The organism is Bacillus sp. AFS029533 (assembly GCF_002585125.1).
GTDB classification, from domain to species: domain Bacteria; phylum Bacillota; class Bacilli; order Bacillales; family Bacillaceae_G; genus Gottfriedia; species Gottfriedia luciferensis_B.
The window spans coordinates 138,775-165,223 of sequence record NZ_NUQC01000021.1; the positions used below are offsets into that span (position 1 = coordinate 138,775).

General features: G+C 33.3%; 28 protein-coding genes and 1 pseudogene. 6 read left to right on the forward strand and 23 right to left on the reverse strand.

The window, feature by feature from the left end; all coding sequences use genetic code 11:
• Positions 1 to 74: 74 nt before the first annotated feature.
• The gene (locus COE53_RS11730) at positions 75 to 734 is read right to left on the reverse strand and encodes an SDR family NAD(P)-dependent oxidoreductase (protein WP_069034153.1); all 660 of its coding nucleotides are present in this window, start codon (positions 732 to 734) and stop codon (positions 75 to 77) included.
• Positions 735 to 1,063: 329 nt separating this feature from the next.
• Between COE53_RS11730 and COE53_RS11735 the strand changes: the two genes are divergently transcribed.
• A complete protein-coding gene (locus COE53_RS11735; protein WP_069034318.1) occupies positions 1,064 to 1,645 on the forward strand; it encodes a TetR/AcrR family transcriptional regulator in 582 nt (193 codons plus the stop codon).
• Positions 1,646 to 1,814: 169 nt separating this feature from the next.
• Here COE53_RS11735 and COE53_RS24340 read toward each other — a convergent pair.
• The 7 genes and pseudogenes from COE53_RS24340 to COE53_RS11770 form a co-directional block, all read right to left on the reverse strand.
• Positions 1,815 to 1,961: pseudogene (locus tag COE53_RS24340) on the reverse strand (IS4 family transposase); the annotation flags it as partial.
• Between the two features lie 89 nt (positions 1,962 to 2,050).
• Positions 2,051 to 2,560 (reverse strand): DinB family protein, encoded by a 510-nt coding sequence (locus COE53_RS11745; RefSeq protein WP_069034154.1) that lies wholly within the window; start codon positions 2,558 to 2,560, stop codon positions 2,051 to 2,053.
• A gap of 424 nt (positions 2,561 to 2,984) precedes the next feature.
• Positions 2,985 to 5,033 (reverse strand): LamG-like jellyroll fold domain-containing protein, encoded by a 2,049-nt coding sequence (locus COE53_RS11750; RefSeq protein ID WP_098948066.1) that lies wholly within the window; start codon positions 5,031 to 5,033, stop codon positions 2,985 to 2,987.
• Between the two features lie 451 nt (positions 5,034 to 5,484).
• Positions 5,485 to 5,649 (reverse strand): DUF4083 family protein, encoded by a 165-nt coding sequence (locus COE53_RS11755; protein ID WP_084006918.1) that lies wholly within the window; start codon positions 5,647 to 5,649, stop codon positions 5,485 to 5,487.
• Between the two features lie 146 nt (positions 5,650 to 5,795).
• A complete protein-coding gene (locus tag COE53_RS11760; protein ID WP_069034156.1) occupies positions 5,796 to 6,206 on the reverse strand; it encodes a Fur family transcriptional regulator in 411 nt (136 codons plus the stop codon).
• Positions 6,207 to 6,213: 7 nt separating this feature from the next.
• Positions 6,214 to 7,050 carry a metal ABC transporter permease gene (locus COE53_RS11765; RefSeq protein WP_069034157.1) on the reverse strand — a complete coding sequence of 279 codons (837 nt, stop codon included), beginning with the start codon at positions 7,048 to 7,050 and terminating at the stop codon, positions 6,214 to 6,216.
• Positions 7,047 to 7,823, reverse strand: a complete 777-nt coding sequence (locus COE53_RS11770; protein WP_069034158.1) for a metal ABC transporter ATP-binding protein — start codon at positions 7,821 to 7,823, stop codon at positions 7,047 to 7,049. The genes COE53_RS11765 and COE53_RS11770 overlap by 4 nt, the downstream gene beginning before the upstream one ends.
• A 266-nt stretch (positions 7,824 to 8,089) precedes the next feature.
• Between COE53_RS11770 and COE53_RS11775 the strand changes: the two genes are divergently transcribed.
• The 3 genes from COE53_RS11775 (at position 8,090) to COE53_RS11785 (ending at position 9,947) form a co-directional block, all read left to right on the forward strand.
• Entirely contained in the window at positions 8,090 to 8,959 is an 870-nt protein-coding gene (locus COE53_RS11775; RefSeq protein ID WP_069034159.1) for a YitT family protein, read from the forward strand.
• 318 nt (positions 8,960 to 9,277) lie between these two features.
• Entirely contained in the window at positions 9,278 to 9,529 is a 252-nt protein-coding gene (locus tag COE53_RS11780; protein ID WP_069034160.1) for a DUF2624 family protein, read from the forward strand.
• Between the two features lie 118 nt (positions 9,530 to 9,647).
• Positions 9,648 to 9,947: a hypothetical protein gene (locus tag COE53_RS11785; protein WP_069034161.1), complete on the forward strand. Its 300-nt coding sequence runs from the start codon at positions 9,648 to 9,650 to the stop codon at positions 9,945 to 9,947.
• Positions 9,948 to 10,491: 544 nt separating this feature from the next.
• On the opposite strand, the gene COE53_RS11790 is transcribed toward COE53_RS11785, so the two are convergent.
• Together COE53_RS11790 and COE53_RS11795 are read right to left on the reverse strand one after the other, a co-directional pair.
• Positions 10,492 to 11,385 carry a deoxyribonuclease IV gene (locus COE53_RS11790; protein ID WP_069034162.1) on the reverse strand — a complete coding sequence of 298 codons (894 nt, stop codon included), beginning with the start codon at positions 11,383 to 11,385 and terminating at the stop codon, positions 10,492 to 10,494.
• Positions 11,386 to 11,512: 127 nt separating this feature from the next.
• Positions 11,513 to 12,820 (reverse strand): DEAD/DEAH box helicase, encoded by a 1,308-nt coding sequence (locus COE53_RS11795; protein ID WP_069034163.1) that lies wholly within the window; start codon positions 12,818 to 12,820, stop codon positions 11,513 to 11,515.
• Between the two features lie 225 nt (positions 12,821 to 13,045).
• Here COE53_RS11795 and vrrA point away from each other — a divergent pair, with 225 nt between their 5' ends.
• Together vrrA and COE53_RS11805 are read left to right on the forward strand one after the other, a co-directional pair.
• A complete protein-coding gene (gene vrrA, locus COE53_RS11800) occupies positions 13,046 to 13,834 on the forward strand; it encodes a VrrA/YqfQ family protein (RefSeq protein ID WP_069034164.1) in 789 nt (262 codons plus the stop codon).
• Positions 13,835 to 13,915: 81 nt separating this feature from the next.
• Positions 13,916 to 14,860: a 4-hydroxy-3-methylbut-2-enyl diphosphate reductase gene (locus COE53_RS11805; protein ID WP_098948067.1), complete on the forward strand. Its 945-nt coding sequence runs from the start codon at positions 13,916 to 13,918 to the stop codon at positions 14,858 to 14,860.
• A gap of 59 nt (positions 14,861 to 14,919) precedes the next feature.
• Here COE53_RS11805 and COE53_RS11810 read toward each other — a convergent pair whose 3' ends face one another.
• From COE53_RS11810 to ybeY, 13 genes are all read right to left on the reverse strand, one after another.
• Positions 14,920 to 16,038: a Nif3-like dinuclear metal center hexameric protein gene (locus COE53_RS11810; RefSeq protein WP_098948068.1), complete on the reverse strand. Its 1,119-nt coding sequence runs from the start codon at positions 16,036 to 16,038 to the stop codon at positions 14,920 to 14,922.
• Positions 16,035 to 16,742: a tRNA (adenine(22)-N(1))-methyltransferase gene (locus tag COE53_RS11815; protein ID WP_069034167.1), complete on the reverse strand. Its 708-nt coding sequence runs from the start codon at positions 16,740 to 16,742 to the stop codon at positions 16,035 to 16,037. The genes COE53_RS11810 and COE53_RS11815 overlap by 4 nt, the downstream gene beginning before the upstream one ends.
• A 107-nt stretch (positions 16,743 to 16,849) precedes the next feature.
• Positions 16,850 to 17,206 carry a cytochrome c550 gene (cccA, locus tag COE53_RS11820; RefSeq protein WP_056474948.1) on the reverse strand — a complete coding sequence of 119 codons (357 nt, stop codon included), beginning with the start codon at positions 17,204 to 17,206 and terminating at the stop codon, positions 16,850 to 16,852.
• A gap of 794 nt (positions 17,207 to 18,000) precedes the next feature.
• Positions 18,001 to 19,119, reverse strand: a complete 1,119-nt coding sequence (rpoD, locus tag COE53_RS11825; RefSeq protein ID WP_069034168.1) for an RNA polymerase sigma factor RpoD — start codon at positions 19,117 to 19,119, stop codon at positions 18,001 to 18,003.
• A gap of 29 nt (positions 19,120 to 19,148) precedes the next feature.
• Positions 19,149 to 20,957: a DNA primase gene (dnaG, locus tag COE53_RS11830; protein WP_098948069.1), complete on the reverse strand. Its 1,809-nt coding sequence runs from the start codon at positions 20,955 to 20,957 to the stop codon at positions 19,149 to 19,151.
• A gap of 543 nt (positions 20,958 to 21,500) precedes the next feature.
• The gene (locus tag COE53_RS11835) at positions 21,501 to 22,313 is read right to left on the reverse strand and encodes a pyruvate, water dikinase regulatory protein (RefSeq protein WP_069034170.1); all 813 of its coding nucleotides are present in this window, start codon (positions 22,311 to 22,313) and stop codon (positions 21,501 to 21,503) included.
• 20 nt (positions 22,314 to 22,333) lie between these two features.
• Positions 22,334 to 22,972: a transcriptional regulator CcpN gene (ccpN, locus tag COE53_RS11840; protein ID WP_069034171.1), complete on the reverse strand. Its 639-nt coding sequence runs from the start codon at positions 22,970 to 22,972 to the stop codon at positions 22,334 to 22,336.
• Between the two features lie 97 nt (positions 22,973 to 23,069).
• Positions 23,070 to 23,855, reverse strand: coding sequence for a DNA repair protein RecO (gene recO, locus COE53_RS11845; protein ID WP_097974253.1), 786 nt, complete (start codon positions 23,853 to 23,855; stop codon positions 23,070 to 23,072).
• A gap of 27 nt (positions 23,856 to 23,882) precedes the next feature.
• Positions 23,883 to 24,026 (reverse strand): YqzL family protein, encoded by a 144-nt coding sequence (locus COE53_RS11850; protein WP_069034173.1) that lies wholly within the window; start codon positions 24,024 to 24,026, stop codon positions 23,883 to 23,885.
• A 233-nt stretch (positions 24,027 to 24,259) separates the two neighbouring features.
• Positions 24,260 to 25,168: a GTPase Era gene (gene era / locus COE53_RS11855; protein ID WP_069034174.1), complete on the reverse strand. Its 909-nt coding sequence runs from the start codon at positions 25,166 to 25,168 to the stop codon at positions 24,260 to 24,262.
• On the reverse strand, positions 25,161 to 25,559 hold the full coding sequence (locus COE53_RS11860; protein ID WP_025671606.1) for a cytidine deaminase: 399 nt from the start codon (positions 25,557 to 25,559) through the stop codon (positions 25,161 to 25,163). The genes era and COE53_RS11860 overlap by 8 nt, the downstream gene beginning before the upstream one ends.
• Positions 25,560 to 25,605: 46 nt before the next feature.
• Positions 25,606 to 25,986 carry a diacylglycerol kinase family protein gene (locus COE53_RS11865; protein WP_069034175.1) on the reverse strand — a complete coding sequence of 127 codons (381 nt, stop codon included), beginning with the start codon at positions 25,984 to 25,986 and terminating at the stop codon, positions 25,606 to 25,608.
• Positions 25,967 to 26,443 carry an rRNA maturation RNase YbeY gene (gene ybeY / locus COE53_RS11870; RefSeq protein WP_098948070.1) on the reverse strand — a complete coding sequence of 159 codons (477 nt, stop codon included), beginning with the start codon at positions 26,441 to 26,443 and terminating at the stop codon, positions 25,967 to 25,969. The genes COE53_RS11865 and ybeY overlap by 20 nt, the downstream gene beginning before the upstream one ends.
• Between the last annotated feature and the right edge of the window lie 6 nt (positions 26,444 to 26,449).

Sequence of the window (26,449 nt, forward strand, 5' to 3'; positions counted from 1 at the left end):
ATCAAAAACGGCTACCTTTTTGGTGATTGATGACGGATTTATACCCGAGATGATTGATTTTTAATCTACCCGATTCATACTTTATCTTCCGTAATAAATTCTTCGACTCGATCTCTTTTGGTGTACATGTCGTACCAAATTTCGGCGATTTTGTCTTGAACTCCCGAATTCGGCTGCATCCAGATTCCGATCGAAATGTGCCCTGCATAAATACCTTTGTCGTTTAATTCACTGTTCAAATTGAAGATATAATTACGAAGACCCGAAACTGCAATTCCGACATTGCCCATCATTGGTACTGGATTGATTGCGGCTCCACCTGTCGTAAATAACAGAGCTCCACTTTGTTTATCCAACATATCCGGAAGCACTTCTCGAATACTCGATATCGCACCTAAAACGTTGAATTGAAATTGGTATAGCGCATTTTCTTCTGTTACATCTAATGCGGTTGTTACTGTATCGATACTTGGAGTTGGACTGTATTCAACCACATCAATAAATCCGTATTTCTCTTTGATCGTTGCGAAAGCTAAACTAATTTGGGCTTTATTTAATATATCAGCTTGAAATGATGCTGCTTCAATGCCTAATTGTTCTAGTTCAATAACCAGTTGGTTCAACTTTTCTTCATTCCGGGCTATAAGCGCTACACGAAATCCGTTTTTTCCGAACTTCTTCGCAATAGACATTCCTAATCCTGGTCCTGCCCCAACAATTACAATATTTTTCATAATATAATTCCCTCCATAACTTCTTAGCTAATTATTTTTTCTAAGAGAGTTCATTTGATACAATAGGTACTACTTTATTTATTAAGAACCAATCGCATTTTCAATCTTTTGGGTATGATTCTGAATGATCACAACAATTTTCTTGATCAAAACCATTCCACAAAAACATGTGTTATTTAAGCAACGCGCGTTGTATAGTTGATGATAAGATGAAAAAGAACTATTAACAACCACCAAAATGGCTAATATGTTGTTTACACAACACTTCTATTGTATTGTCGTTTTTAAACACCATTGTGTAGCCTAAAAAGGAGAAGAAAAAATTGATTATGCCAAAAAAAGATCCGAGAATACTTCGTACTAGACAATTGATTGTAGACTCTTTTATTTCGTTAGCTAGTGAAAAAGATTTCAACAATATAACGGTACGTGATATCACTGAAAAGGCTGCTATTAACCGCGCTACATTTTATGCGCACTTTGACGATAAATTTGATTTATTACATTCCACCATCACCAATACTTTTACAGACAAATTGAAAAAAGGACTAAATGGTCACGAGGGATTCAATGAAGAAGTCATTACAAATATTTTTCTAGCCATGTGTGATCACCATAAAGAGTTAAGCGACTTATGTCCTAAAGGTTATAATTCTTTAGGAACTATTATAGAAAGTAAAATAAAAGAAGAGTTACAAAAGCTAATAGCTGATTTTGTGCTAAAAGGCACTAAAAATACCATTGTATTAGAGGATAAACATTTGGTAACGACCCTATCTACTATACTGAGTTGGAGTATATACGGAGCTACATACTCATGGAATAAGGATGGAAGACCTATTTCACCAGAAGAGCTAGTGACTAAGACCCTACCTATATTTAAAAATGGCATGAGTAAGTATTTCTTTTAATAAAACTTATGTTAAATATCAATTCTTTTTGGGGTTCAGCCGCATGTCCATCAAGGTAACGATAGAGAAAAGATATCCCAAATAAGATCGGGCTGTTTTCCATGAGCTTCAAATAACCAACCAGAATTTTAGGCATACTTAAATAAGCCTTCAGACATTACATTTTTTTCTATGCAATAGTTTGAAGTCTTTGTTTATGCCCATATACTACACCCAGGATGTCAAACACCGTTTTCTTCTCATACCGATGGAACTTGCGCCCATTCTTTTCGATCATTTGAAAATGTCGATGAAAAACTTGTCCGACATCCTGTGTTAAGGGGTGCAGTCTACAGGAAGATTCTTTTTTTGATGCTTCTTAACTAACAAATGCGAAATTAGGTTTTTTCATTAATTCAAAAATACTTATAAGTATTTATCAACAATCACTTTCATATGGTGTAACTCGTGCCCGGCAATGCCATAAGCAATGGTACTTAACGAAACAGGCTTGTTCATTACAGTTCCATTACGATTCCACGCTGCATCATCAATTGTGGAAATAAGGTTTAACGTGTTGGAGCGTACCGTATCTAAACCTGCTAGTAGTTTCTCCCAGGATAATTTGTTGAAGTTTGCCGCAGAAACGTATTGATCTTGATCCATTGCTGGGAGTGGTTCACTTTCATTTCGTGCAATGGCAAGCATTCGATACGACATAACACGTTCCGAGTCTGTCATATGCCCAATCACTTCTTTTAAAGTCCATTTTCCTGGTGCATATGCCTTCCTTGCTGACTCCTCTGATACGCTGCTTAAGAGGGTAATGGTCTTAGTTCGTTGCTTACTAAGTATTTCTATAATATCTCCCTCTGGTACAAGACTAACATACCTATCATTCTCTGGATTTTCAATAGATAATGGTCGTGGACGCACAAGAATCCTCCTTATCGGAATAATTAATTATGGTTCTAGGCAAATTATATTCGTCTGACAAGAAGATATTTCCATTATTTTTGATAACTACTAATACTATCATTTTATTGCTTCTTTATGCTCATATTTGAATAACTTTGTTTTTGTTAGACCTTTAGGAAGGTTAGCCATGTTCATTCGGGATGGTTCAACGGCTAATTATAATGTGTCTAGACTACGGATGGTTCCATCTTGATCCACAGGAAGTATTGTAATTTTTAATGCATAACTAAGTTTTTCTTCTAGACCTTTTAAGCAGACAGTCCTATTAGTCGTCACGATTTTAGAAATAACATTCCTCTTTTTATGAAAGGGACTAAAAGGAGAATTCATGAAATCAGGTACATTTTTCTTAATAATGAAAAATGTACCTGTTTTTTACTTTCTATTTTTTGACTTGAAACAGTCCTGAAGGAAGTTGTGCATCCCAATTTTCTGGGATATCTAAACGTAGAGCATGAGCAACGACGGCAGCAGTATCTATATTTTCTACATCCGACAATACGGTGCCAGGCTTTAGAGACTTTCCTTTAGCAGTCCAGAAAATGGTCTGTTCTTCTGGGGAGGAACCACCATGACCATAACCTTTCCCTCCATGATCCGCTGTGATGATAATTAGAGTATCTTCTATCAGTCCTTCTTCTTCTAAAGTTTGGACAATTTGCCCAACATGCTGATCCGCTTTTTGTAATGCCTCATACCATCTCTGGCTGCCATAGCCATAGTTGTGACCTGCTCCATCCACTTCATCCAAATGAACAAATATATTACGACTGTTTTTACCTTCTGCTTTGATGTAGTCCACTGTTTTTTGTGTCGTATTATTATCGTTCCCACCATTTACTTTATAAGCACCTGCAGAATCTTCAATAATTCCTTTGTTGATTGGAGACCACGTAGTAAAGGAAGCTTGATTAAGCATAGGACGCTCCTGTTTTAGTAGTTTCATATAAGATGGATAAGGATTTTTTTCAGGGTAAGGATTACCTAGATTGTCGTTGTTCAGACCATGTTTTGAAGGTACAACTCCATGGAGCATGGATCCCCAGTTATGCCCGCTAATCGTCGGCATCATTGCTTTTGCTTCATATGTTCCAGCGCCTTCACTCATTAGCGTCTTTATATTTATTGCATTTGCTTGTGGGTCTTTTACCCCGTTTCCTGCTCCATCGATTCCTATGAATACTACTCGCTTGTAAAGAAAATCATTCTTGTAAGGAGCCAGCTTATCTTTTATCATTTGCACATCTAATTTATCCACTTTTTTATCATTGTTAATATCCGCTATTTGTGCATGCTTCCAACGTTTGTCACCTTCACGACTATTTTGGTTTTTCAGAATGAGTTTTAGATCATTATCAGTTAACAACCCATCTCCCGACACGTCAATGGAGTTGGATACATGTACGTTAGCTGTAGCTGTTTTACCACCATCGACCGTTTTGGCTGTAATCGTTGCTTCGCCCGCCTTCACTGCAATAATCGTAGGACGGTTGTTAAGCATTTCGATTTTTGCGACTGATCCATTACTAGAGGTCCATTCCACATCTTTTACCGTCGCATCTGATGGAGAAACCGTTGCTGTCAGTGGCATAGGTGCTCCTGCCTTCAGATTGAGTTCAGTCTGATCCAAAGAAATTGATTCTACTGATGTCGGTTGAAGTGGAGGTGCATTATCATACATGGCGCGGACTTCCGATTCACTCAAAACATTTCGATAGATTTTAAGATTATCCACTGCTGCATTAAGAGTAGAACCATAATTTCCTGTACCATCTTGTCCGATTTTCGTCGTAAATGAGGTATCAAGAGTTCCTTTCATTCCAGAAATATCTATAGAATGAACTAAGCTACCATCTTTATAAAAGCGTGCACTCCCATCACGATCATGCGTTACAACAATGAAATGCCATTGATTATCAGCTACATTTTCCATAATATAATCTTTCCGATCGCTTCCGGATGTCTTGAAGTTCCAATCAAGTTGTTTTGAACTGTTCAACGCTAAATTCCAACCTGTATTGCTTCCAGAATTCCAATTCTTATTTGAAATGATAGCAGGATCTCCTTGAATATTGTCTGCTTTAACCCAGAAGGCAACAGAAAAATCTGTGGTCTCTCCGAAACGTAAATCGTCACGATTGCCCAGGTCCACATATTGTCCTTTTGATGTAAATTTAATTGCTTGATTAATTCGTCCTTGAACATATCCTGGATTGCCTTTGATTTGAGGAGTTATAGTACTTGAAGAGCTATCCTCAACATTGTTGTCAAAATTAATGTCAAGAACTGTTCCCTCACTAGCAAACGCAACGGACGACATACTACTGTTGGATAAAACATTAAATGGGAGATATGTACTTTTTACAGAAAGTGATATCGCCAAAGTTAATGAAGTTCCCACTACTACTTTTTTAAACATGTTAGATTTCATTATTTTTTCCTCCAATTTAAAATAATCTGACATGTCAATTGTAGAGAGGGGATGTAAATATATGAGTAGATTTTTGTAAATCTTTTTAAAATATAGGCAAAAAATCGGCAATACTTTTGTAAATTCTATTAAAATGTAGGCAAAAAAATGGCAATAAAAGCCTGATCTACATATAATTCCTTTGTTATATAGCTATTAATCTACGTCGAAAAAATCAACATGAACGATAAGATAAGAATTGTTACTCTAGAAAAAGTTAAAAAACATACCGAATGAATAGATATTAATTTATATCAATCATTCGGTACGTTTTATAATATTCACTTTTTTCTACCCTGTTCAATTGTTTCCCAAATACATTTTCTAAATCCTAATTACGAGTTCTGTAGGATATTCAAATAGTGGTTTAAATACTGGTAAGACTTATTACTATAAAATTAGATAAGGCCAACTAATCTTTTTTTAAGTTTTCGTTTATTTTATCAAGCTTTGTTTCAACCCTTTGCATTTGAAGCCTATTTTTTCTAATAGAACGAAAAATAAATATAACAAAACTAATAATAGCAACTGGTATTAAAAATACAATCAACTGAAAGATTAAATCTCCTATAGCCATATTTTTATACTCCTTTGTTTTTTAGTGTATTAAATTGTTCTAATTTAAAGTATAAACAAAATTGGAAAATTATGTAATACACTATTTGTTTCTCGAACAAAAAAAAATAGAGAGTACTATTTGTACTCTCTAAAAGTGGATCGAATTCAACTACATTCCGGACAAAGTCCGTATATTTCAAATTTATGACTTTGTACTGTATAACCAGGTAAATCAACAGATAAATTGTCCATAGGGCATCGATAAATACTTTTTGTATTACCACAATCTAAACAAATAAAATGATGATGATGTTCTGAAGACGAACACTTCGATCGGAAACGTTTTTCACCATCTAGTTCTGTAACTTCTACTACATCAACCTCAATAAATGTGGATAAATTACGATAGATTGTATCGAAGCTAAGTCCTTTGTATTTATCTTTTAATGCTTGTTGAATATCTCTTGCAGTTACATATTTATTTTGCCTAAAAATATATTCAAGCATATCATATCGTTTAGGCGTATTTTTGAAGCCTCTTTCTTTTAATAATTTTGATGCATCTGCTAATTTCATTTAATCACTACCTTTGACTCGTTCTTAATTTCTTCAAACCTAAAGTAAAAATAAGAATAAGGATTTGCAGGATCACAATCGTACCACCAGGCGCGAGATTTAAATTATAAGAAAGCAAAATACCTGCAACAACTGAAAACTCTCCGAAAATAATTGAAAAAATAATTGTTTGCTTAAAACCTTTTGAAATTCGTATACTCGCTGCTACTGGCAATGTCATTAGAGAAGATACTAATAAAACACCTACAACTCTCATAGAAATGGACACTACTAAAGCAACTAATAAGATAAACAAATAATGAATCCATTTTGCATTAATTCCTGAAGCAACTGCATATTCTTCATCAAATGATAATAGGAACAATTCTTTATAAAGTACTATGATAGATATTACTACAAAAACAGCTATAATTATGACAGTAATTAAATCTTCTTGTGACACAGCACTAACACTACCGAATAAATAACTAAATAGATCTGTATTAAATCCATTAGCTAATGAAATTAAAATGACACCTAATCCCATTCCTCCTGAAAGAATGATAGGAATTGCTAACTCTTGATAATGTTTATAAACACTTCTTAATTTTTCAATTAAAAATGCTCCTGCAACTGAAAATGTCATACCCATAAATAATGGGCTAATAAAGCCAGATGTAAAGAAATATTTTTCAAGTAAAAGACTTGCTGCAACTCCTGATAAAGTCACGTGACTCAATGCATCAGAAATAAGTGATAATCTTCTAAATACAACAAATACACCTAATAATGGAGCCATAACTCCAATAATCATACCAGTGATTAATGTATTTCTTAGAAAATCATAGTGAAAAAAATCCATCATATTCTATCTCCTCCATCCTCGTGATTGTGAGATAGTACATGCACAGAATGGCCATATAGAAGAGACAAATCCTTCTCAGTAGCATCTTTAAACTTATCTCGACTACCATGGAAGTGTAATCTTTTATTTAAACATGCAACATGTGATACTTTATCAGTAATAATGCCTATGTCATGAGAAACTAATAATAAAGTAATACCAAGCTTATTATTTAAATCGCTAAGTAATTGATAAAAGCTTTCTACATTTTCAGCATCTACCCCAACGGTTGGTTCATCGAGTATTAATAGTTCGGGATTACTTACAAGTGCGCGCGCAATAAAGACACGCTGTTGTTGTCCACCTGAAAGTTCGCCGATATTACGATTTGCAAATTCATACATTCCAACTGATTTTAACGCTTCAGCGACTTTTTGTTTATCCGAATTTTTAAAACCGTTAAACAATCCAATTTTAGAAACAAGACCTAATGATACTACTTCAAAAACCGATGCTGGAAATCCAGAGTTAAAACTATTCGCTTTTTGAGATACATAACCAATCTTATCCCAGTTTTTCATTTTTCGAATATCTGTACCAAATATCTCTATTTTTCCTTCATCTGGTTGCTGGATACCTAATATACATTTTAGTAAAGTTGATTTGCCACTACCATTTGGGCCAACTAGACCTAAAAAGTCTCCTTTTTTTACTAGAAGATTAATGTCTGTTAATACCTTTTGACGGTCATAGCTATAAGACAAATCTTCAATTTTTATGATATCTTGACTCATTTATTAAAACACCTTCATCTATTTAGGAATAATTACGTTTTACTTCAAGTTCTTAGTATAAGAGAATACTTCTTATTTGTAAACAAAGAAAACTCGGCAAAATATATATTCGATTTTCAATTAATTTCATCCTCATCAAAACTTTAAATCCCTTAATTTTCCGATAAATTTTTTAATGTATTTTTAATAAATAAGCCTTATCACTTTGTGATGAAAAATACAATATGTTACAATTAACATATAAATATAGATAAAGAGGTGGTTTTTTGAACGCTATTACACATCGTAAGCTTTCAAACTTTAAGATTATTAGACGGGGGTTTTTTATTACATTAGGTGCTGCTTTGATGGCAGCTTGCTTAAAAGCATTCTTTATTCCAACTGATATCATTGATGGTGGAATCGTAGGTATCTCTTTGATCCTCTCCCATATTACTTCGATTAATCTCGGTATTTTTCTATTCTTGTTAAACTTACCTTTTGTAATAGTAGGTTATAAGCAAATCGGTAAAACATTCGCTATCTCAACTTTATTTGGTATCACTGTCCTTTCAGTATTTACCTCTCTTTTTAAAGACATTCCTCATTTAACTAATGACCCTTTACTAGCTGCATTATTTGGTGGATTAGGTTTAGGAATTGGCGTAGGTTTAGTAATTCGTAATGGTGGCTCACTTGATGGGACTGAAATTATAGGAATACTTTTAACAAAATCATCACCTTTTTCAATTGGTGAGGTTGTTATGGCATTTAATGTATTTATTCTCGGAAGTGCAGGATTTGTATTTGGATGGGATAATGCTATGTATTCATTAATTGCCTATTATGTAGCATTTAAAACAATCGATTTAACAATTGAAGGATTCCAGGATACTAAATCTGTTTGGATCATTAGTGATAATGATAAAGAAATCGGTGATGCATTAAATGCCCGATTAGGTCGAGGAGTTACATATTTTCATGGCGAAGGTGGCTTTATGGGTGAAGATAAAAAAATCATCTTTACAGTCATTTCAAGACTTGAAGAAGCAAAATTAAAATCAATTGTTGAAGACTATGATGAAAATGCCTTTGTAGCAATCGGAAATATAGCTGACGTTAAAGGTGGAAAGTTTAAGAAGAAAGCAATCCACTAATAGTAAACAATTAAGCTTGAATTCTATCGTGAATTCAAGCTTTTCTATTTTAATAGTTTAATTGAGTTGTTCATTTAATTCGCTTTTACAATGCTTTTGTTTTCCAGTAAGAAGATTTACTGCGAATAAGAGCTTATTTTGGTTGCTTCTGAATCTCCATGTGAAATCATAGAAAAGTCAAAGTTTTTTGCACTTCCTCCCACTGCAATACTTATTATTTTTGAAAAATCAATTGAGATTTGTGTCCTGTGCTCATTATTTAGAATAACCTCTCATAAAATTTATTGATGAAATATTTCACCTAAGAGGAGGTTCAGAATGAATATTATCCAAACTCTCATAAATAAAAAGGTAAATAGTATAACACCAAAGGATTTATTAAAATTAAGCCAACAATATCAAGTGTATATTACGCCAGATCAAGCCAATAAAGTGGCTGCAATATTAAACGGGAAAAATTATAATATCTATGACGCTGAACATAAAAAACAAATTCTTTCCCAAATTGCAAATGTTACCTCTAAAGCCACTGCACAACAAATTGATATTATTTTTCAAAAGCTAACTTAAGCTTGGTTAAAATGTTCATTAAAAAGCTTTAATTTATAACTCTACTCATTTCACAAATCATATAATGCTCATACAAAGAATCACCTAACTATTTTAAAACGAAATGAGAGGGATTAATATGGATTTGCATGAGCTACATTATGAAATAATTTATTTAGACAAAGAAACAGATGACGAAGTGAAATTCAAACACATGTTTCATATGGATGATTTAAGCCATAACTTAGCTCTTAATATCGCTAGTAGTTTAATCGAACGTGACAAGGCACATGTGGTCTATATTAAATTATTGCACTTAGACGAACATGATCACGAATTAGTTAGTAATGTTGTCACTGTGAAAAGAATTAAAGAAGGAAAAATAATCGCTTCATATTTGGATAGTAAGTTAAAGAAAGTAGTAGAAATAGAATTATAAAATAAATCGAATGGGCTATCTCTTATGTTGGATTAACTGACATATGGGTGCCCTTTTTTTATTACTGGGGGAGTATCTATACAGCGATTTTTATTTGTAGCTGATAAAACCGCTCTATTTAAAATATAATTAGCAGTTTTTTATTCAATTTAGTAAGAATAAGAGCAAATTTACTAGTTTTTCATTTAAAATTATCTTCTTATATCTGATTTTCATGTCGTAATACCTTAAGGGGTATGGGTAATTTTGGCTTTTATTTGCGATTCTTTGGAATTTAATTGCAGTTTTGCTAAATTTATTTGCGGTTTTCTAAATTTAATTGCAGTTTTACCAATTTTAATTGCGATTATCAGAATTTATTTGCAGTCTACATGCACTATGTCTTAATACGCTCAAAGACACCGTCTTTTTTTAATTAAGGATTTAATAGCCACTCATTATTTAGAATTCAAATCTGTTAAATTGAGCAACGATGAAGTTCGAACGATTAAACTAAGAAAATAAAAAACCAGCCCATTATTTAAAATGAGCTGGTTTCTTTGAATTAAGCTTTCAATAATTCTTGAATTAAGTTTTCATTGAACTCTTGATTGCGTAACATTTCGATTTCTAATTTATATGGTGGTACCTTGTTGTTTTTATCTTCACCAACATATGGAGTTTCTAAAATTTTAGGGATGTCCATTAGTTGTGGATGATGAACAATATAGTTTAATGCTTTAAATCCAATCGATCCAAAGCCAATGTTCTCATGTCGGTCTTTTCGACTTCCCATTGGATTTTTACTATCGTTAATATGAAGTACTTTTATTTTACCGATCCCGATTAATTGATCGAATTGCTGTAAGACACCATCAAAGTCATTAACGATATCATATCCAGCGTCATTAATATGGCATGTATCAAAACAAACTGATAATTTATCGTTGTAGTGTACACCTTCCATAATTCTCGCTATTTCTTCGAATGATTTACCACATTCTGATCCTTTTCCAGCCATTGTTTCAAGCGCAATTTGTACTGGAGTTTCAGCTGTTAATACTTCATTTAAGCCTTGAATAATTCTGTCGATTCCAGCATCTTCACCAGCGCCTACATGAGCACCTGGATGTAATACGATTTGTTTTGCTCCTAATGCTGCGGTACGGTCTATTTCTTTTTGTAAAAATTCAACACCTAATTCATAAGTAGCTGGATTTGTAGTATTTCCAATATTGATAATATATGGTGCATGGACTACTATATCAGCAATTCCATTTTCAGCCATATGTTTTAAACCTGCTTCAATATTTAAATCTTCAATTGCTTTACGACGTGTATTTTGAGGCGCACCTGTATACACCATAAATGTATTAGCACCATAGCTTGCAGCTTCTTCACTAGCGGCTAAAAACATCTTCTTACCGCTCATTGAAACATGAGATCCTATTCGTAACATTCTTTCAGCTCCTACCTTAATTAATCATACTTACCATTTTAACATGAAAATCAATCATGGTTAAATGGTTCGCCTGCTTATAAAATAAAAAGAAAGGAATATTCTTCCTTTCTTTTTTGCAAGCTATCTATCTACTCGTTTTTCTTTTCACTTTATTTTTAAATGATTCTCTTTGTTCATTCAGTTTACGTTTATAGCCAGGTTTAACTTTAGATGGCTTTTTAATCGCCTTACCAGCAACTGCATCAAGATTTCGATCAGTTCTTTTACGTAGCTTACGTTTTGAGCGAGGTCCTAAATCAACCCATTCACCTTTTTTTAGTTCACGATGCTCAAATGTAATTCCACGATCTTGAAGTTTGTCTAATGCTTGTTCGTCTTCTTGATCATAAATTGTAATAGCAGTTCCAGAGAAGTTTGCACGCCCTGTACGACCTACACGGTGGACATAAAAATCTAAATCTGCTGGTAGTTCAATATTTATTACATGACTTACCCCTTCAATATCGATTCCACGGGAAGCTAAGTCAGTGGCAACAATATATTGGAACTCTAAATCTTGAATTTGCTTCATCATTTTTTTACGTTCACGAGGACTTAAATCTCCGTGAATTTGACCAACTTTTAAGCCATATGATGATAATTGAGTAGCAACTTCTTCAGCTTTTTTCTTCGTATTTGTAAAGACAATTGCTAAATATGGCTGAAAACTTAATAAAATATCTTTAGCCATTTTAACTTTGTCTTTATGGCGACTTGGAACAATAATATGTTCAATTTTCTGAGCTGAAAGTTGTTGCGGATTAATATGAATATGTTCAGGATTTTCCATATACTTTTTCAAAAACGGTTTAAGCTTTTCAGGAATTGTCGCTGAAAAAACAAGCATTTGAAGTTTCTTTGGCATTTTTGATGCAACTTGGTCCACATCATGGATAAATCCCATATCTAACATTAAATCCGCTTCATCCACTACTAAATACTTCGTAGTATGAACTAATAATACATTATCATTTACTAAATCTTTAATACGTCCAGTAGTCCCAATTACGATATGTGGCTGTTTTTTTAGTTTTTCAACAGTACGTTTGTAGTCGGTTCCTCCAACGAAGTTTTTTGCAGTTAATTGCTCATCTTCTGGACAACATTCAATGATCGCTTGAACATCATTATAAATTTGAGTCGCTAATTCTCGAGTTGGAGCAGTTATTACTAATTGCACTTGATCTAAAGATGGATCTAATGTATTAATTGTCGGAATTAGATATGCATGAGTCTTTCCTGACCCTGTTTGCGATTGACCGATTACACTACGTCCAGTTTTAACTTGAGGAATGATCTTTTGTTGAATTTCTGTTGGTTCTGTAAAGTGTTTCTTCTCTATCGCTTCCAAAATAAATGGTTTTAATTGAAAATTTTTAAATGAAATTGCCATATAACTCACCTTCTTAATTTAAACTTTCTATGTAATGAGGAATCTATTTCCTCGTACAAAATAGCTACAATTATCTATTATACAATAGATTTGCCCAATAAAGCTAATTCTAATTTTTCTTTCTTCTTTAGTAGCATTTTTATTTTTATTCTGTCCTATACTAACCATTTCAAATTATGTGCATAGCCTAAGTAATAAAGAGTATTTTCGAAAGGAGGTATTAGATTGGGATTACTTGATAAATTTAAGAAAAAAAATAAACAGCCTTTTCCAATGAACGGTCCAAATTTTTATAATAGTTATCAACAGCCTTATCAAAATTTACAAAATCCATACAGTGCAGGACCAAATTTTGATCAGCGATATCCATATCCCCAATCACCGCAACAACCATATATGCAACATCAACAACAGTTTTATCCACCTGTCCAACAAATTGTTGGGCAACAAGGTCATTATCAGCAACCAATTTCATATCAACCGCAGTTAAACGCGCATCAACAATATATAAGCCAAAATAAAATTTTACAACCTGTTCCGTTTCAAAACCAGCCAGTAATGCAGCCACAAGGCGGTAGTAATTATCAGCAACAAGGATCACAGAATCAATACCCAATGACTGGGCAACCACCCGAAAAAGAAGATGATGGCAGTCCAGGCTTTTTCTCGCGATTAATGGGAGGAGACACTTCTATTACAGGTGTCATCGGTGGTATGCAAAAAGCTGTTCAAGCAGCTCAACAAGTCACGCCAATGATTCAACAATACGCTCCTGCTATTAAAAATTTCCCTTCAATCTACAAAATATTTAAAGCAGTAAATACCGACGACCCGGTTGATACAAAAAAAAGTAAAAAAAATGATTCAAATGGAATAATAGATGTTGTGCAAACAGAAGAAACAAAACCAAAAAAACGAAAAAAAGCTCCAATTAAGTCAGAAGTAGTAGAACCATCTAATATTATTGAAGAAACTACATCAAACATAAATCCAAAACCAAAATTGTTTATGTAAATTTTCTTTTTCTTTGTATAGTAGTATCTCCCTCCTTTATAATAAAAAATGAAAACAATATTATAAAGGAGGGGCTACTCCATGAAAGTTATTAAAGTTACCCCACGAGGCTATTGCTACGGAGTTGTAGATGCAATGGTCATTGCTAGAAATGCAGCTAAAGATCCATCACTACCAAGGCCAATTTACATACTTGGTATGATTGTTCATAATAAACATGTTACAGACGCATTTGAAGAAGAAGGCATCATTACTTTAGATGGTCCAAGCAGATTAGATATCTTAGATAAAATTGAAAAAGGGACTGTTATTTTTACGGCTCACGGAGTTTCTCCAGAAGTAAAATCAAAAGCAATTAAAAAAGGGCTAACGACGATCGATGCGACTTGTCCAGATGTAACGAAAACACATGATCTAATTAAAGAACGAATGGCTGAAGGCTATCACTTTATTTATATTGGGAAAAAAGGACATCCGGAACCAGAGGGCGCAGTTGGAATCGCACCTTCTATTGTTCACTTAATTCAAAATAAATCTGATATCGATGCTTTAGATATCCCAACTGATAAAATTATCATTACAAACCAAACAACTATGAGCCAATGGGACGTAGTAGATTTAATTCAATACGCAATTAAAAAGTATCCGACTGCTCATGTTCATAAAGAAATTTGTATGGCAACTCAAGTTCGTCAAGAAGCAATTGCTGATCAAGCAGGCCAAGCAGATCTAACAATTGTTGTAGGTGACCCAATGAGTAATAACTCAAATAGACTTGCACAAGTTTCGCATGAAATTGCAGGAACAAAGGCATTTCGTATTTCAGATATTACTGAACTTCAGTTAAAATGGTTAGAGGGCGTTGAGACTGTAGCAGTTACGTCTGGGGCTTCTACTCCAACACCGATCACTCGTGAAGTTATCGCATTTTTAGAGAAGTATGATCCAAACGATGAAAGCACTTGGAATACAAAATCAGGAGTAGAATTAAGTAAAATATTACCTAAAGTTAGAATTAAAGACTAAAAAATAGGACTTCTGGATTTTTAACCCGGAAGTCCTATTTTTTAATTCGCAAAAAACGTTTAAATAAAAGTAAATGGATCAGTATGGATCGTTGAAGCGATAATTTCGCAAGCCAGGTTTTTTTCTTTTAATTTATGATCTAAAAGACGTTTAACACCTGATTTCATTACTTTTTCGATATTATGACCTGCATCAACTATATTTAAATTTAGCATTTTCCAATCCTGTGCTACGTGGTAATAGATATCACCACTTAAATAAACATCTGCGCCATTTCTTTTTGCATGATAGGCAAACTTATTTCCGTCTCCACCTACAATTGCAACCTTTTTTACTCGATCGCTTAAGTTCCCAACCACTCTTACACCTTGTAAATCTAATTTTTCTTTCACATAATGCGCAAATTCTTCTAATGAAATTTCTTCTTTAAGGCTTCCAATTCTCCCAATCCCGAATGTTTTGCCTTCATTTTCTAATGTGTATGTATCATATGCTACTTCTTCATAAGGATGAGCCTTTTGCATCACTTTAAGAACTTGTTTTAATTTTAATTGTGGAACAACTGTTTCGAGCTTTACCTCATCAACTTCTTCTAATTGACCCTGTTGCCCGATAAATGGTGTTGTTCCCTCTAACGGCATAAATGTCCCTGTTCCATTCGAACTAAAGGTACAATGGCTGTATTGACCAATATGACCCGCTCCAGCATCACAAATTGCATTTAAAACAATTTTAGCATGTGTTTTCGGTACATATACAACTAACTTTATTAATTTTTCTACATATGTAGGAGCGAGAACATTCGTATTTTCTAATTGTAAAGCTTCAGCTAAAAAATCACTCACACCGTTTTCTGCAATATCAACATTTGTATGTGCTGCAAAAACAGCTATATCATGTTTAATACAAAGCTCCACAATTTTACCCGGTTCACTGTCTGTATCAATCTTTTTTAAAGGACGATAAATAATAGGGTGGTGAGCAATAATTAGGTTTGCACCAACTGAAATTGCCTCTTCTACCACCTCTTTTGTGACATCTAATGCAATTAATACCTTTGTCACTTGTTTTGATAATGTACCTATTTGAAGGCCATTTGGATCACCTTCCTCAGCTAAATGCTTAGGGAATAGTTCTTCGAATTGCTGTACTACTTGAAAACCATTTATCGATTTCATGAAAGCACCTCTTTTATCCACTCAAGTTTCTGATCAACTTCTTTCATTTTCTGAACCGATTCCTCTGTTTGTTTTGCTGACTCAAGTTGAGTTAAGATTCTTTCAAAATTATTTTTTTCATGCTCCCATTTCTTCTTAAATGCATCATTTTTGTTTTTTAATAAGTAAGGACCTATAAATAGCTCCATCTCTTTCTTTTCACTGTATGCACTATTCGGATTTGATTTAGAAGCTACTAGTATTTCATAGATTTTTCCATCCTCTTCTAATATATCTTCTTCCACAAGAGAATATCCTTCATAATCAAGCCAATTTCTAATATGATGTGCACCAATATTTGGTTGCAATACTAACGTTTCAACACCTTGAAGTTTTTCTTTGCCTTTTTCTAATATGCTAGAAATTAAAGAACCACCCATTCCAGCTATTGTTATGACATCCACTTCGTTTGGCACTAAAACCTCTAGCCCGTCTCCCATTCTCGCTTCTACGATTCCTTCTAAACCACTTTGACGGATCGTAGAACGTGCTGAATTATATGGACCCTCTGTAATTTCCCCTACAATTGCTGAGGTACATCTTTTATTTAAAACTGCATAACAAGGTAAATAAGCATGATCTGACCCAATATCAGCTAATTTCGTGCCCTCTGGTATGTAATCAAATACTCTTTTTAAACGCTTTGATAAATTTACTTCATTCATAACAAAATCACCATTTCAATTTATTTTTCATAACATCATTTTACACTATAGTAGTCAAGAAACCAAAATGACCTCTTCTTAACGAAGAGGTCATTTTATATGCTTGCTTATTTTTTCTCAGATAACCATTTAGCAACAGCATCCAATTGTGGTCCTTGAAGTAAACCAGCTGGCATTCCGCCTTCTTTACCGTTTTTAAGAATGTCTTTGATTTGATCTTCTGAGTATCTAGAACCTACTTTAGTTAAGTTTGGTCCTACTACCCCTTGTAATTGATCACCATGACAGCTAACACATGTTTGAGCATATATTTCATCTGGCTTAGTTGATGCTGTTTGCGCCGGTTTTTTATCACCGTTAGCAATCTCATCAGCCTGTTTTGCTCCTTTTAATGAAATAATTAGCATGACTGCGATTCCTAGTGCTGCAATTAGAGCAAAAGGAATTAATGGATTTCGTTTCATTATGATCCCCCTTATGTAACCCCTTAAAAAAATAAAATTAATTACTATAACATTATTATTGTATACGATTAAAAACAATAAAAAAAGTATTATATTGGATAAATTTAAAAATTGTTAAACGATTTCAAAATTATATAAACCTTCCTACTATAAAGAATTAAATTCTGTATAGCATATTTGCAAATTATATTTGTATAAACTCACCTCTTGATAAATGAAATAAGTAAGTTTTTTTAAGAAACCATTTAAAACCATCGTCACCCATTAAACTTTTACTTTGATCTTAATTATTTACACAATAATGCTTAAGCAAAAAATTTAACTTATTCTATTAAAAACGCTAATAAATAATTGCTATTACGATATAGGTAATATGTCTTCAAACCATTTATTTTATATTTAGTAGTATTGAACTAATTATAAAAATTATTAAAAAAGTAAAGAAAATGAGTATTTGCAAATTTAAAGACAATTCTGTAAAATAAAGTAAATAGGTATCCAATTGTTTAAAATGATGGAATTCCGACTAGCGTCTCCATAATAATTTATAATAACCATTTTTACTTAAATTATCCTTTGATTCATCTTTAGAATAAATTATTAAAAGATCACCCGTTTTCGTAATACTTAGTATGTAGCATAGCACTACATTTATCTATTTAGTACGGACATTCGATATATTTTGACAAAATTTTTATCATGACATATTTACTAATTAAAACGTTTTCATTTTTAATTTTTTAAATGAAAATAAAAAAGTTTACCCAATAAAGGATAAACTTTTTTAAAACATCCTATTCTAAGAAATCTTTCAGACGTTTGCTGCGGCTTGGATGACGTAATTTACGAAGAGCTTTTGCTTCAATTTGGCGAATACGCTCACGTGTAACTCCAAATACTTTACCAACTTCTTCTAAAGTACGAGTGCGTCCATCATCTAAACCAAAACGCAGGCGTAAAACATTTTCTTCACGATCTGTTAATGTATCAAGAACATCTTCTAATTGCTCTTTTAGCATTTCATAAGCTGCATGCTCAGCTGGTGAAGTTGCTTCAGAATCTTCAATGAAATCACCTAAGTGTGAATCATCTTCTTCACCAATTGGTGTTTCTAATGAAACTGGTTCTTGAGCAATTTTAAGGATTTCTCTAACTTTTTCTGGTGGTAAATCCATTTCTTCTCCAATTTCTTCAGGAGATGGCTCGCGACCTAAATCTTGAAGCAATTGACGTTGAACACGAATTAATTTGTTAATTGTTTCCACCATATGAACTGGAATACGGATCGTTCTTGCTTGGTCAGCAATTGCACGAGTAATCGCTTGACGAATCCACCAAGTAGCATATGTACTAAATTTATAACCTTTACGATAGTCAAACTTTTCAACGGCTTTAATTAATCCCATATTACCTTCTTGAATAAGGTCTAGGAACAGCATACCGCGTCCTACATAACGTTTTGCAATACTTACTACTAATCGTAAGTTCGCTTCCGCTAGGCGTCGTTTCGCTTCTTCATCGCCTTCTTCAATACGTTTCGCTAAATTGATTTCATCTTGTCCAGAAAGTAAATCAACTCGGCCAATTTCTTTAAGGTACATACGTACTGGGTCATTAATTTTTACTCCAGGAGGAACACTTAAATCATTTAAGTCAAATTCTTCTTCCTTCTCTAATTGAGTTCCTCTAGGTTCATCATCAGCGTCACCAACAATATCAATACCTTGTTCACCTAGTTGCTCATAAAATTCTTCAAGTTGATCTGAATCAATTTCAAATCCATTTAAACGATCTGCAATTTCTTCATATGTAATTACACCACGTTTTTTACCATTTTCAATTAATAATGCTTTTACTTGATCAAGTGTTACTTCTGTTTCCGTATCTTTAGAACGAGCCGATTTATCAGCCATCTGTTCCCCTCCTTCGAAAAGTTCGCGAATCATTTAACATATTTCATACTAGATCTTAGCTGTGTGATTTGTTGGAGAATCGTTGCAGCTTTTACAAAATCTCCTTCACGTTCGGCTTTTTTCAGATCTATTTCTTTTTCACGTATACGTTGTTGTTTATCATAGTTGTTTAATGCATCTAAATAATCCTTTAACTCTCGCTCTGTTAGTTCAGGTGCTATCTGTAAATTGACAATTTTTGAAACTACTTCAAGTAACCTTTTTGAAGGAAGGTAATTCATAAATTTACTTATATTAGACTCATTGCCCTCTTCATAATAAGCATAAAGATGGATTATAATCTCGGAATAATCATTATTGTAGAATAGACCCTGATATTGCTGTCTTACTTTTTCAGCCACGTCGCTGCTATTTAACATATGAGCTAAAAGTAATTGTTCCGCTCGAACATGTGCAGGAAGAAGTGTCTTAGTAGTAATATCGCGTTTGATATCAGTTTTTACTTCTGTTACATTAGATATACGATTTGCCTGATTACTATATTGTCCAAATTCCTTCTTAAGTACTTCAATCGAGATAGAAAACTCTTTAGAGAGTTGGTTTAAGTAATAATCTTGTTCGATCAGTTGACTTAGTTTAGCAATTTCTTGTAGCATTTCTTTTATATACTGAAATTTAACAGTTTCATCTAAAAGATTTTTTCCTTTTCGATGATATTGCATTTTAAAACTCATTAATGATACACTAGCTTCAATAATAGAGGTATTAAATTTTTCTGGACCAAATTTTCTTATATATTCATCAGGATCTAAGCCATCAGGCATTTGTGCAACTTTAATTGTAAATCCTTCTTTTTGAAGAACTTTAGCTGCTTTATCAGTTGCGTTAATACCAGCTTGATCTGAATCATAGCAAATAATAATTTGATCAACAGATGTTTTCAAGACTTTCGCTTGATCCTCTGTTAATGAAGTTCCCATGGTTGCAACTGCATCATGGACACCAGCTCTAAACGCAGAAATGACATCTGCAAAACCTTCCATCAAGATTGCCCGATTTTGCTTTCGCATGACATTCTTTGCTTGGTAAAATTGATATAATAATTTTCCTTTATGGAAAATTGAAGATTCAGGACTATTTAAATATTTTGGTGACCCTTCACCCATTATTCTTCCACTGAATGCAACAATTTTTCCTTGATGATTATGAATTGGAAAAATTAATCGATTTCGAAATCGATCATAGTAATTACCATCCCGTTCACTTCGAACAACTAGACCAGCTTTCTCCATGATCGGCATTGGATAGCCACGTTTTTCTAACACCTTAGTAACAGCATCCCAAGAATCTAAAGCAACTCCAAGCTCAAAATGCTTTATTTCCTCTTTAGAAATTCCTCTGTTAAGTAGGTATTCTAATGCCTGTTTACCTTCTGTTGTGTTAACTAATAGATGATGATAGTACTTTTTGACAAACTCATGAGCTTCAAGCATAATGCCTTGTTCAGTAGCTTGTGGATTCTTGACTGTGTCAACTGTATCTGAAGGTAAAGTGATATTTGTCTTTATTGCAAGCTGATGGACAGACTCTTGAAAGTTAAGTCCTTCAAGCTGCATAATGAAAGAAATCGCATTTCCTCCAGCACCGCATCCAAAACAATGAAAAATTTGTTTTTCAGGAGACACAGAAAAAGATGGTGTGCTTTCTCCATGAAAAGGACAAAGTCCAAAATAATTTCTTCCTTGTTTTTTCAGAGGAACATACTCACTTACTACATCAACTATGTCAACTGACTGACGAACCTGTTCGACAAGTTCATCGGGAATTCTGTTTCCCATACTGACAGCTCCATATACTATTTTATTCGATAAAACTCACTGTATTCCTTCATGATTCGACAAAAATATTTCCATATATTTTAACTTAAGTTAATTCACTTTATAAAGTCATATATGAATTAATAATTATCTAAAATGAAGTGCTAAACAGTAGTTCATAAGCATTGCATTCAACTGCTGGTTCTGGTTTTCTTAAAACCCATTTATTTATCGCTTATGATTAATTTCTACACGTCTTTTGTAATTCCTTCAAAACATGTATCGATTTATGTAGTTTTATTTCCATCTTTCAATAAACTAGGAAGCACATATTCATAGTTTATTCGTAAGTATAAAAAGTTAAACCTATTATTAGTTCATTTCATACAATTTTTTATTATAATCTATTTTAATTAAGAAATCTAGCAATAAGTACTAAAGAAATTTATCTTTTACAAACGCTCCTAATTTAGCTAAATTCCTATTTAAAAAAGATGAAAACACATTAGATTACTCTAATGTGTCAGTCTAAATAGATCGATCATCATTTTTAATTTTAAAAAATTATCTAATCTGCTTATTTTGGTAATAGTAATTTAATATTACATTAGCGGATTCTTCAACTGCCTTACTTGAAACATCTACAACTTTACAGCCAATTTGTTTAACAACATTATTGAAGTGTTTTAGTTCTTCTTCAATTCTTGAAATATTAGCATAACTAGCTCCGTCGTGAAGTCCTAATGAAATTAATCTTTCTTTTCGAATATGATTTAACTTTTCTGGAGAAATCATTAGTCCAATACACTTTTCTTTTGGAACTTTAAGTAGTTGTTCTGGTGGATCAACTTCTGGAACTAAAGGCACATTGGCAACTTTAAATCCTTTATGAGCAAGATATTGTGATAAAGGAGTCTTTGATGTTCTTGATACACCGATTAAGACTATATCAGCTTTTTCAATACCTCTTGGGTCTCTTCCATCATCATATTTAACCGCAAATTCAATTGCTTCTATACGTTGGAAATAATCTTCATCTAGTTTGCGAACAACACCAGGTTCATTTCTAGGTTCAAGTTTATGAATCGTTGAAATTTTGTCGATTAATGGACCGATTAAGTCATAAACGATTACACCAGCACTTTGCGATTCTTCTAATAATTTCTTTCTCATATCAGGTTTTACTAATGTAAATACAATAATACCATTATTTTCTTTTGCTACTTGAACTATTTCAATTAATGTTGCATTATCTTCAACGTATGGTACACGTCTAATCTCGAATTTTTCATGAAATTGACTAATAGCCGCCTTTACGACATGCTCTGCTGTTTCACCAACAGAATCTGATACAACATAAACGATTGAATTGCCCATATGTTCACCTCTTAACTTTACTAAAACATATCATTGTTCATTAAGTCTACAATCGCACGAGTAAAATTTGTTTTTGTAAATCGACCAATTACCTCAAGTCCATGCTCACTTTCACGAACAACAGGGACAGCATCAATTTGTTTTTCAATTAAACTCTTAGCTACATTATAAATTGTATCATCTTTATAGCAAATTGTAATGTTTGGCATCCTTGTCATGATAATATCTACGGGTAATGTATGCAAATCTTTATTTCCTATGCTTGCACGGAGTAAATCTTTTCTCGAAAGTACTCCTGTTAAAATCGAATTTTGATCAACAACAAATAACGTTCCTACATCTTCAAGAAACATTGTAACAATTGCATCATACACTGATGAACTTCGATCTACTACAACAGGAATCGCCTGAAATTCCTTTACAGTCAATTTTTTTATTCTGTCAATGACTTGTGCACCGCTTGTTCTTCCTGTGTAATAATATCCTACTCGTGGTCTTGCCTCTAAAAAACCAGTCATTGTAAGAATAGCTAAATCCGGGCGAAGCGTAGCTCTTGTAAGTGCTAGCTTATCAGCTATATGTTCACCTGTAATTGGTCCATTATTTTTTACAATTTCAAGTATTTGAGTTTGTCGCTTTGTCAGTTCGATTTCCCTCACCCCTAACTATCCAATATGTTATACTCTCTAATAAATATTATATACTATTTTTACAATTTAAAAAAGAAAGAAGGAAATAGGTAGCCTATTTCCTTCCTTAGGTTTCTGAATTTTTATTAGTTTTCAGAAAATTATCCATATTTTTTAATTGCTCTAAAAATTTGCGGGACTTTAAATAGATTCCACTATATTCATCATAATAAGAAAATAAAATTTGTTGTAAGTTCTTCTTTGTCGCTTCACTAACCTCAATTTTCCCAAGTCGATTTACATCAAAATGATAAAATAACCTCATTAACTTAACCGATTTTTCAGTAACAGAAAAAGCATATGGATCAGTGTGTTTACAACGCTGACATAAAAACCCACCTTCTTTAACTGAAAAGGCTACAAATATATTTTCATTTGCACTGCATCTACAATTCACACATTGATCAAAAAATGGATGATATCCTAATACAGGTATCATTTTCGTCATAAATAAATAAGTCAAAACTTCAGCGTCTGCACCTTCATTCATGTGCTGAAGTAATTGAAGGACTAATTCAAATAAATACGGATTATTTTTTTTCTCTTCAACCGCTTTATCAGTAAGCTCTACAACAATCGAAGCATACGCAGTTGCAACTAAGTCACTTCTTAATTCACGAAATGAATCAATCAGTTCTCCTTGACTTAAAGTACCTAAGCCAGATCCTTTTTGAATTAAAAACGACCCATATGTAAAGAGTTGTGTAACAGAAGCAAGTCGACTATTTGTCTTCTTTGCTCCTCTTGCCACAACTCCTATCTTACCTAATTCTCTTGTTAAGAGAGTAATAATAACATTTGATTCTCCATAAGCGTTTGCCCGTAATACAATTCCTTCTACACGCTGTAACAATTAACTCACCATCCAATTGGATGAAGGTTAAGTATGTAGGGAATCAATATCAGCTATTTCTTCATCAATGTAACTTTTCTGATCCACATGTTCCTGTTCAAGCTGCTTAAACAATAAATATGTCTCAACATTTCCAGTTTTAGAAAAGACATCCCAGGTAAAATTCAACATTGAGAAACCACCTTTCAAGAATAGCTACAACTCATTGCTCATTACCTATAGCCAATTACTTTCCCTGCTTACTTATAATGTGACCTTCTCTCCCGATTTTCATGTGTATAAAATTTATTAAAATAACAAATAAAAAGCTTGCAAAACCAAGAAAAATATGTTGGGCCTTTTTGAACAAGTGGTAATTTTACTGGACCCCTGATACTAAGCTCAAATTCCTTGATTTTTGCCTATTAATACTCATCCTCACGGAATCCTAAATCTCTTAATTGAGACATACGGTTACGCCAATCTTTTTGAACCTTAACCCATAACTCTAAAAATACTTTTGTATCAAGCAAGTTTTCTATATCTAAACGAGCACGCTTGCCAACCTCTTTTAACATGCTACCTTGCTTACCGATAATGATTCCTTTTTGAGAAGACCTTTCAACGACAATTGTTGCATTCACGTAGATCGCATTTCCTTCTGGTCTTCTTTCAATTTGCTCAATAATAACAGCAATTGAATGTGGAACCTCTTCTCTAGTCAAATGCAATACTTTTTCTCTTATTAATTCTGAAATGATAAATCTTTCAGGATGATCTGTTACTTGATTTGCAGGATAATATTGCGGACCCTCTGGTAAATAAGTTTTAATAACTTTTAATAAACGATCGACATTATTCCCTTGTAATGCTGAGATCGGAACAATTTCAGCAAATTGGTATAAATCTTTGTATTTATTGATTAAATCAAATAACTGATCAGGATGAATTGTATCAATTTTATTAATAACTAAAATAACTGGACTACGACTTCCTTGCAGCTTCTCAATAATGAATTCATCTCCACGACCAAATCCTTCATTGGCATTTACCATAAATAACGTAGCGTCAACATCCTTAATTGAGTCTTGAGCTACCTTTACCATAAAATCACCAAGTTTGTGTTTTGGTTTATGGATTCCTGGCGTATCGATAAAGACAATTTGTGCATCATCTTCTGTAAAAACGCCTTGAATTTTATTACGAGTAGTTTGAGGCTTATCACTCATTATAGCTATTTTTTGACCTATTACTCGATTTAGGAATGTACTTTTCCCTACATTTGGTCTACCTATAATTGAGACAAAACCTGATTTATAACTTTCTTTATTCATTCAAATCCTCCGATGTAAATGCTCCTGGCAATAATTCTTTTACTGATGTTTCTTGGATTGCTCCATTTAAGTTTGCTAAATATACGATTGTATCTGGACCACTAAGTTCAAATAAAACTTGACGGCATGCCCCACAAGGAGCAACAGGTCCCTCGGTATCAGCGACTACTGCTACTGCTGTAAACTCCGTAATGCCTTCTGAATAAGCTTTGAATAATGCAGTACGTTCTGCACAATTCGTTAGACCATATGATGCATTTTCTATATTACAACCACGAATAACTTGACCATCCTTCGTAAGTAATGCTGCACCAACTTGAAATTTCGAGTATGGTACATATGCGTTTACTCTGGCTTTTATCGCTTCATTTATAAGTTGTTGTTTATCCATTTATGTAGCCTCCTATTATAAGCCCGAACACGAAAGTGGGGTCTTATTAACGTAGTATAGTAAAATACGGAAAAAATAGCAAAGCACCTATAATGATTGAAACGATTGCAGCGACTAACACCGCCCCAGCTGCTACATCCTTCGCTTTTTTTGCTAAAGGATGTTTATTAGGTGATGCTAAATCTACAACTGCTTCAATTGAAGAATTAACTAGCTCTAGCGAAATGACAATTGTAATAATAAGCAGAAGGATTAACCAATCTATTCGACTAATATGTAAATAAAACGCAAGGCCGATTGAAATAAGCGCTGCAAATAAGTGGATTTTTATATTTCTTTCATCTTTAATGACTTTAAAAATACCACTAAATGCAAAACCAAAAGAATTAAATAATGGCGCCCTTTTTTTAGAGTCTTTCAAGGCCATATTTTTCTAATATTTCCTTTTGTTTTGTAAACATCACTTTTTCATCAGCTTCATTCATATGATCATAACCAAGTAAATGTAAACATCCGTGAACTGCTAAAAAACCTAATTCACGGCGGAACGAATGACCATACTCTTCAGCCTGTCTTTTAGTAGTAGGAATCGAAATGACAATATCACCTAAAGTACGTGGTAAGTCCACTCCAATGATTTCAATTTCTCCTTCTCCTAATTCTTCCATTGGAAATGAAATAACATCAGTAGCACGGTCTTTCTCTCGATACTCCTTATTAATTTCATGAATTCTTTCATCATCTACAAATGAAACTGCTATTTCAACCTCACCCGTTACACCCTCATATTCAAGTGCGCACTCTAGTAAACCCTTTATATCAGATTGTTGATCATTAGTCACTTCATTTGTTTCATCTATAAAATCAATTTCTAGTTGAACCATTTTCTC

Coding starts and splice junctions, on each gene's coding strand:
- COE53_RS11785 (WP_069034161.1), top strand. CDS start 9,648: ATGGATTTGCATGAGCTACATTATGAAATAATTTATTTAGACAAAGAA.
- COE53_RS11865 (WP_069034175.1), bottom strand. CDS start 25,986: ATGGCCTTGAAAGACTCTAAAAAAAGGGCGCCATTATTTAATTCTTTT.
- COE53_RS11755 (WP_084006918.1), bottom strand. CDS start 5,649: ATGGCTATAGGAGATTTAATCTTTCAGTTGATTGTATTTTTAATACCA.
- COE53_RS11735 (WP_069034318.1), top strand. CDS start 1,064: ATGCCAAAAAAAGATCCGAGAATACTTCGTACTAGACAATTGATTGTA.
- COE53_RS11835 (WP_069034170.1), bottom strand. CDS start 22,313: ATGGGCAATTCAATCGTTTATGTTGTATCAGATTCTGTTGGTGAAACA.
- era (WP_069034174.1), bottom strand. CDS start 25,168: ATGAATAAAGAAAGTTATAAATCAGGTTTTGTCTCAATTATAGGTAGA.
- COE53_RS11860 (WP_025671606.1), bottom strand. CDS start 25,559: ATGGATAAACAACAACTTATAAATGAAGCGATAAAAGCCAGAGTAAAC.
- COE53_RS11770 (WP_069034158.1), bottom strand. CDS start 7,823: ATGAGTCAAGATATCATAAAAATTGAAGATTTGTCTTATAGCTATGAC.
- COE53_RS11780 (WP_069034160.1), top strand. CDS start 9,278: ATGAATATTATCCAAACTCTCATAAATAAAAAGGTAAATAGTATAACA.
- COE53_RS11805 (WP_098948067.1), top strand. CDS start 13,916: ATGAAAGTTATTAAAGTTACCCCACGAGGCTATTGCTACGGAGTTGTA.
- COE53_RS11750 (WP_098948066.1), bottom strand. CDS start 5,033: ATGAAATCTAACATGTTTAAAAAAGTAGTAGTGGGAACTTCATTAACT.
- COE53_RS11795 (WP_069034163.1), bottom strand. CDS start 12,820: ATGGCAATTTCATTTAAAAATTTTCAATTAAAACCATTTATTTTGGAA.
- COE53_RS11815 (WP_069034167.1), bottom strand. CDS start 16,742: ATGAATGAAGTAAATTTATCAAAGCGTTTAAAAAGAGTATTTGATTAC.
- COE53_RS11850 (WP_069034173.1), bottom strand. CDS start 24,026: ATGTTGAATTTTACCTGGGATGTCTTTTCTAAAACTGGAAATGTTGAG.
- COE53_RS11760 (WP_069034156.1), bottom strand. CDS start 6,206: ATGAAATTAGCAGATGCATCAAAATTATTAAAAGAAAGAGGCTTCAAA.
- COE53_RS11810 (WP_098948068.1), bottom strand. CDS start 16,038: ATGAAATCGATAAATGGTTTTCAAGTAGTACAGCAATTCGAAGAACTA.
- rpoD (WP_069034168.1), bottom strand. CDS start 19,119: ATGGCTGATAAATCGGCTCGTTCTAAAGATACGGAAACAGAAGTAACA.
- dnaG (WP_098948069.1), bottom strand. CDS start 20,957: ATGGGAAACAGAATTCCCGATGAACTTGTCGAACAGGTTCGTCAGTCA.
- ybeY (WP_098948070.1), bottom strand. CDS start 26,443: ATGGTTCAACTAGAAATTGATTTTATAGATGAAACAAATGAAGTGACT.
- COE53_RS11790 (WP_069034162.1), bottom strand. CDS start 11,385: ATGTTACGAATAGGATCTCATGTTTCAATGAGCGGTAAGAAGATGTTT.
- COE53_RS11765 (WP_069034157.1), bottom strand. CDS start 7,050: ATGATGGATTTTTTTCACTATGATTTTCTAAGAAATACATTAATCACT.
- COE53_RS11730 (WP_069034153.1), bottom strand. CDS start 734: ATGAAAAATATTGTAATTGTTGGGGCAGGACCAGGATTAGGAATGTCT.
- cccA (WP_056474948.1), bottom strand. CDS start 17,206: ATGAAACGAAATCCATTAATTCCTTTTGCTCTAATTGCAGCACTAGGA.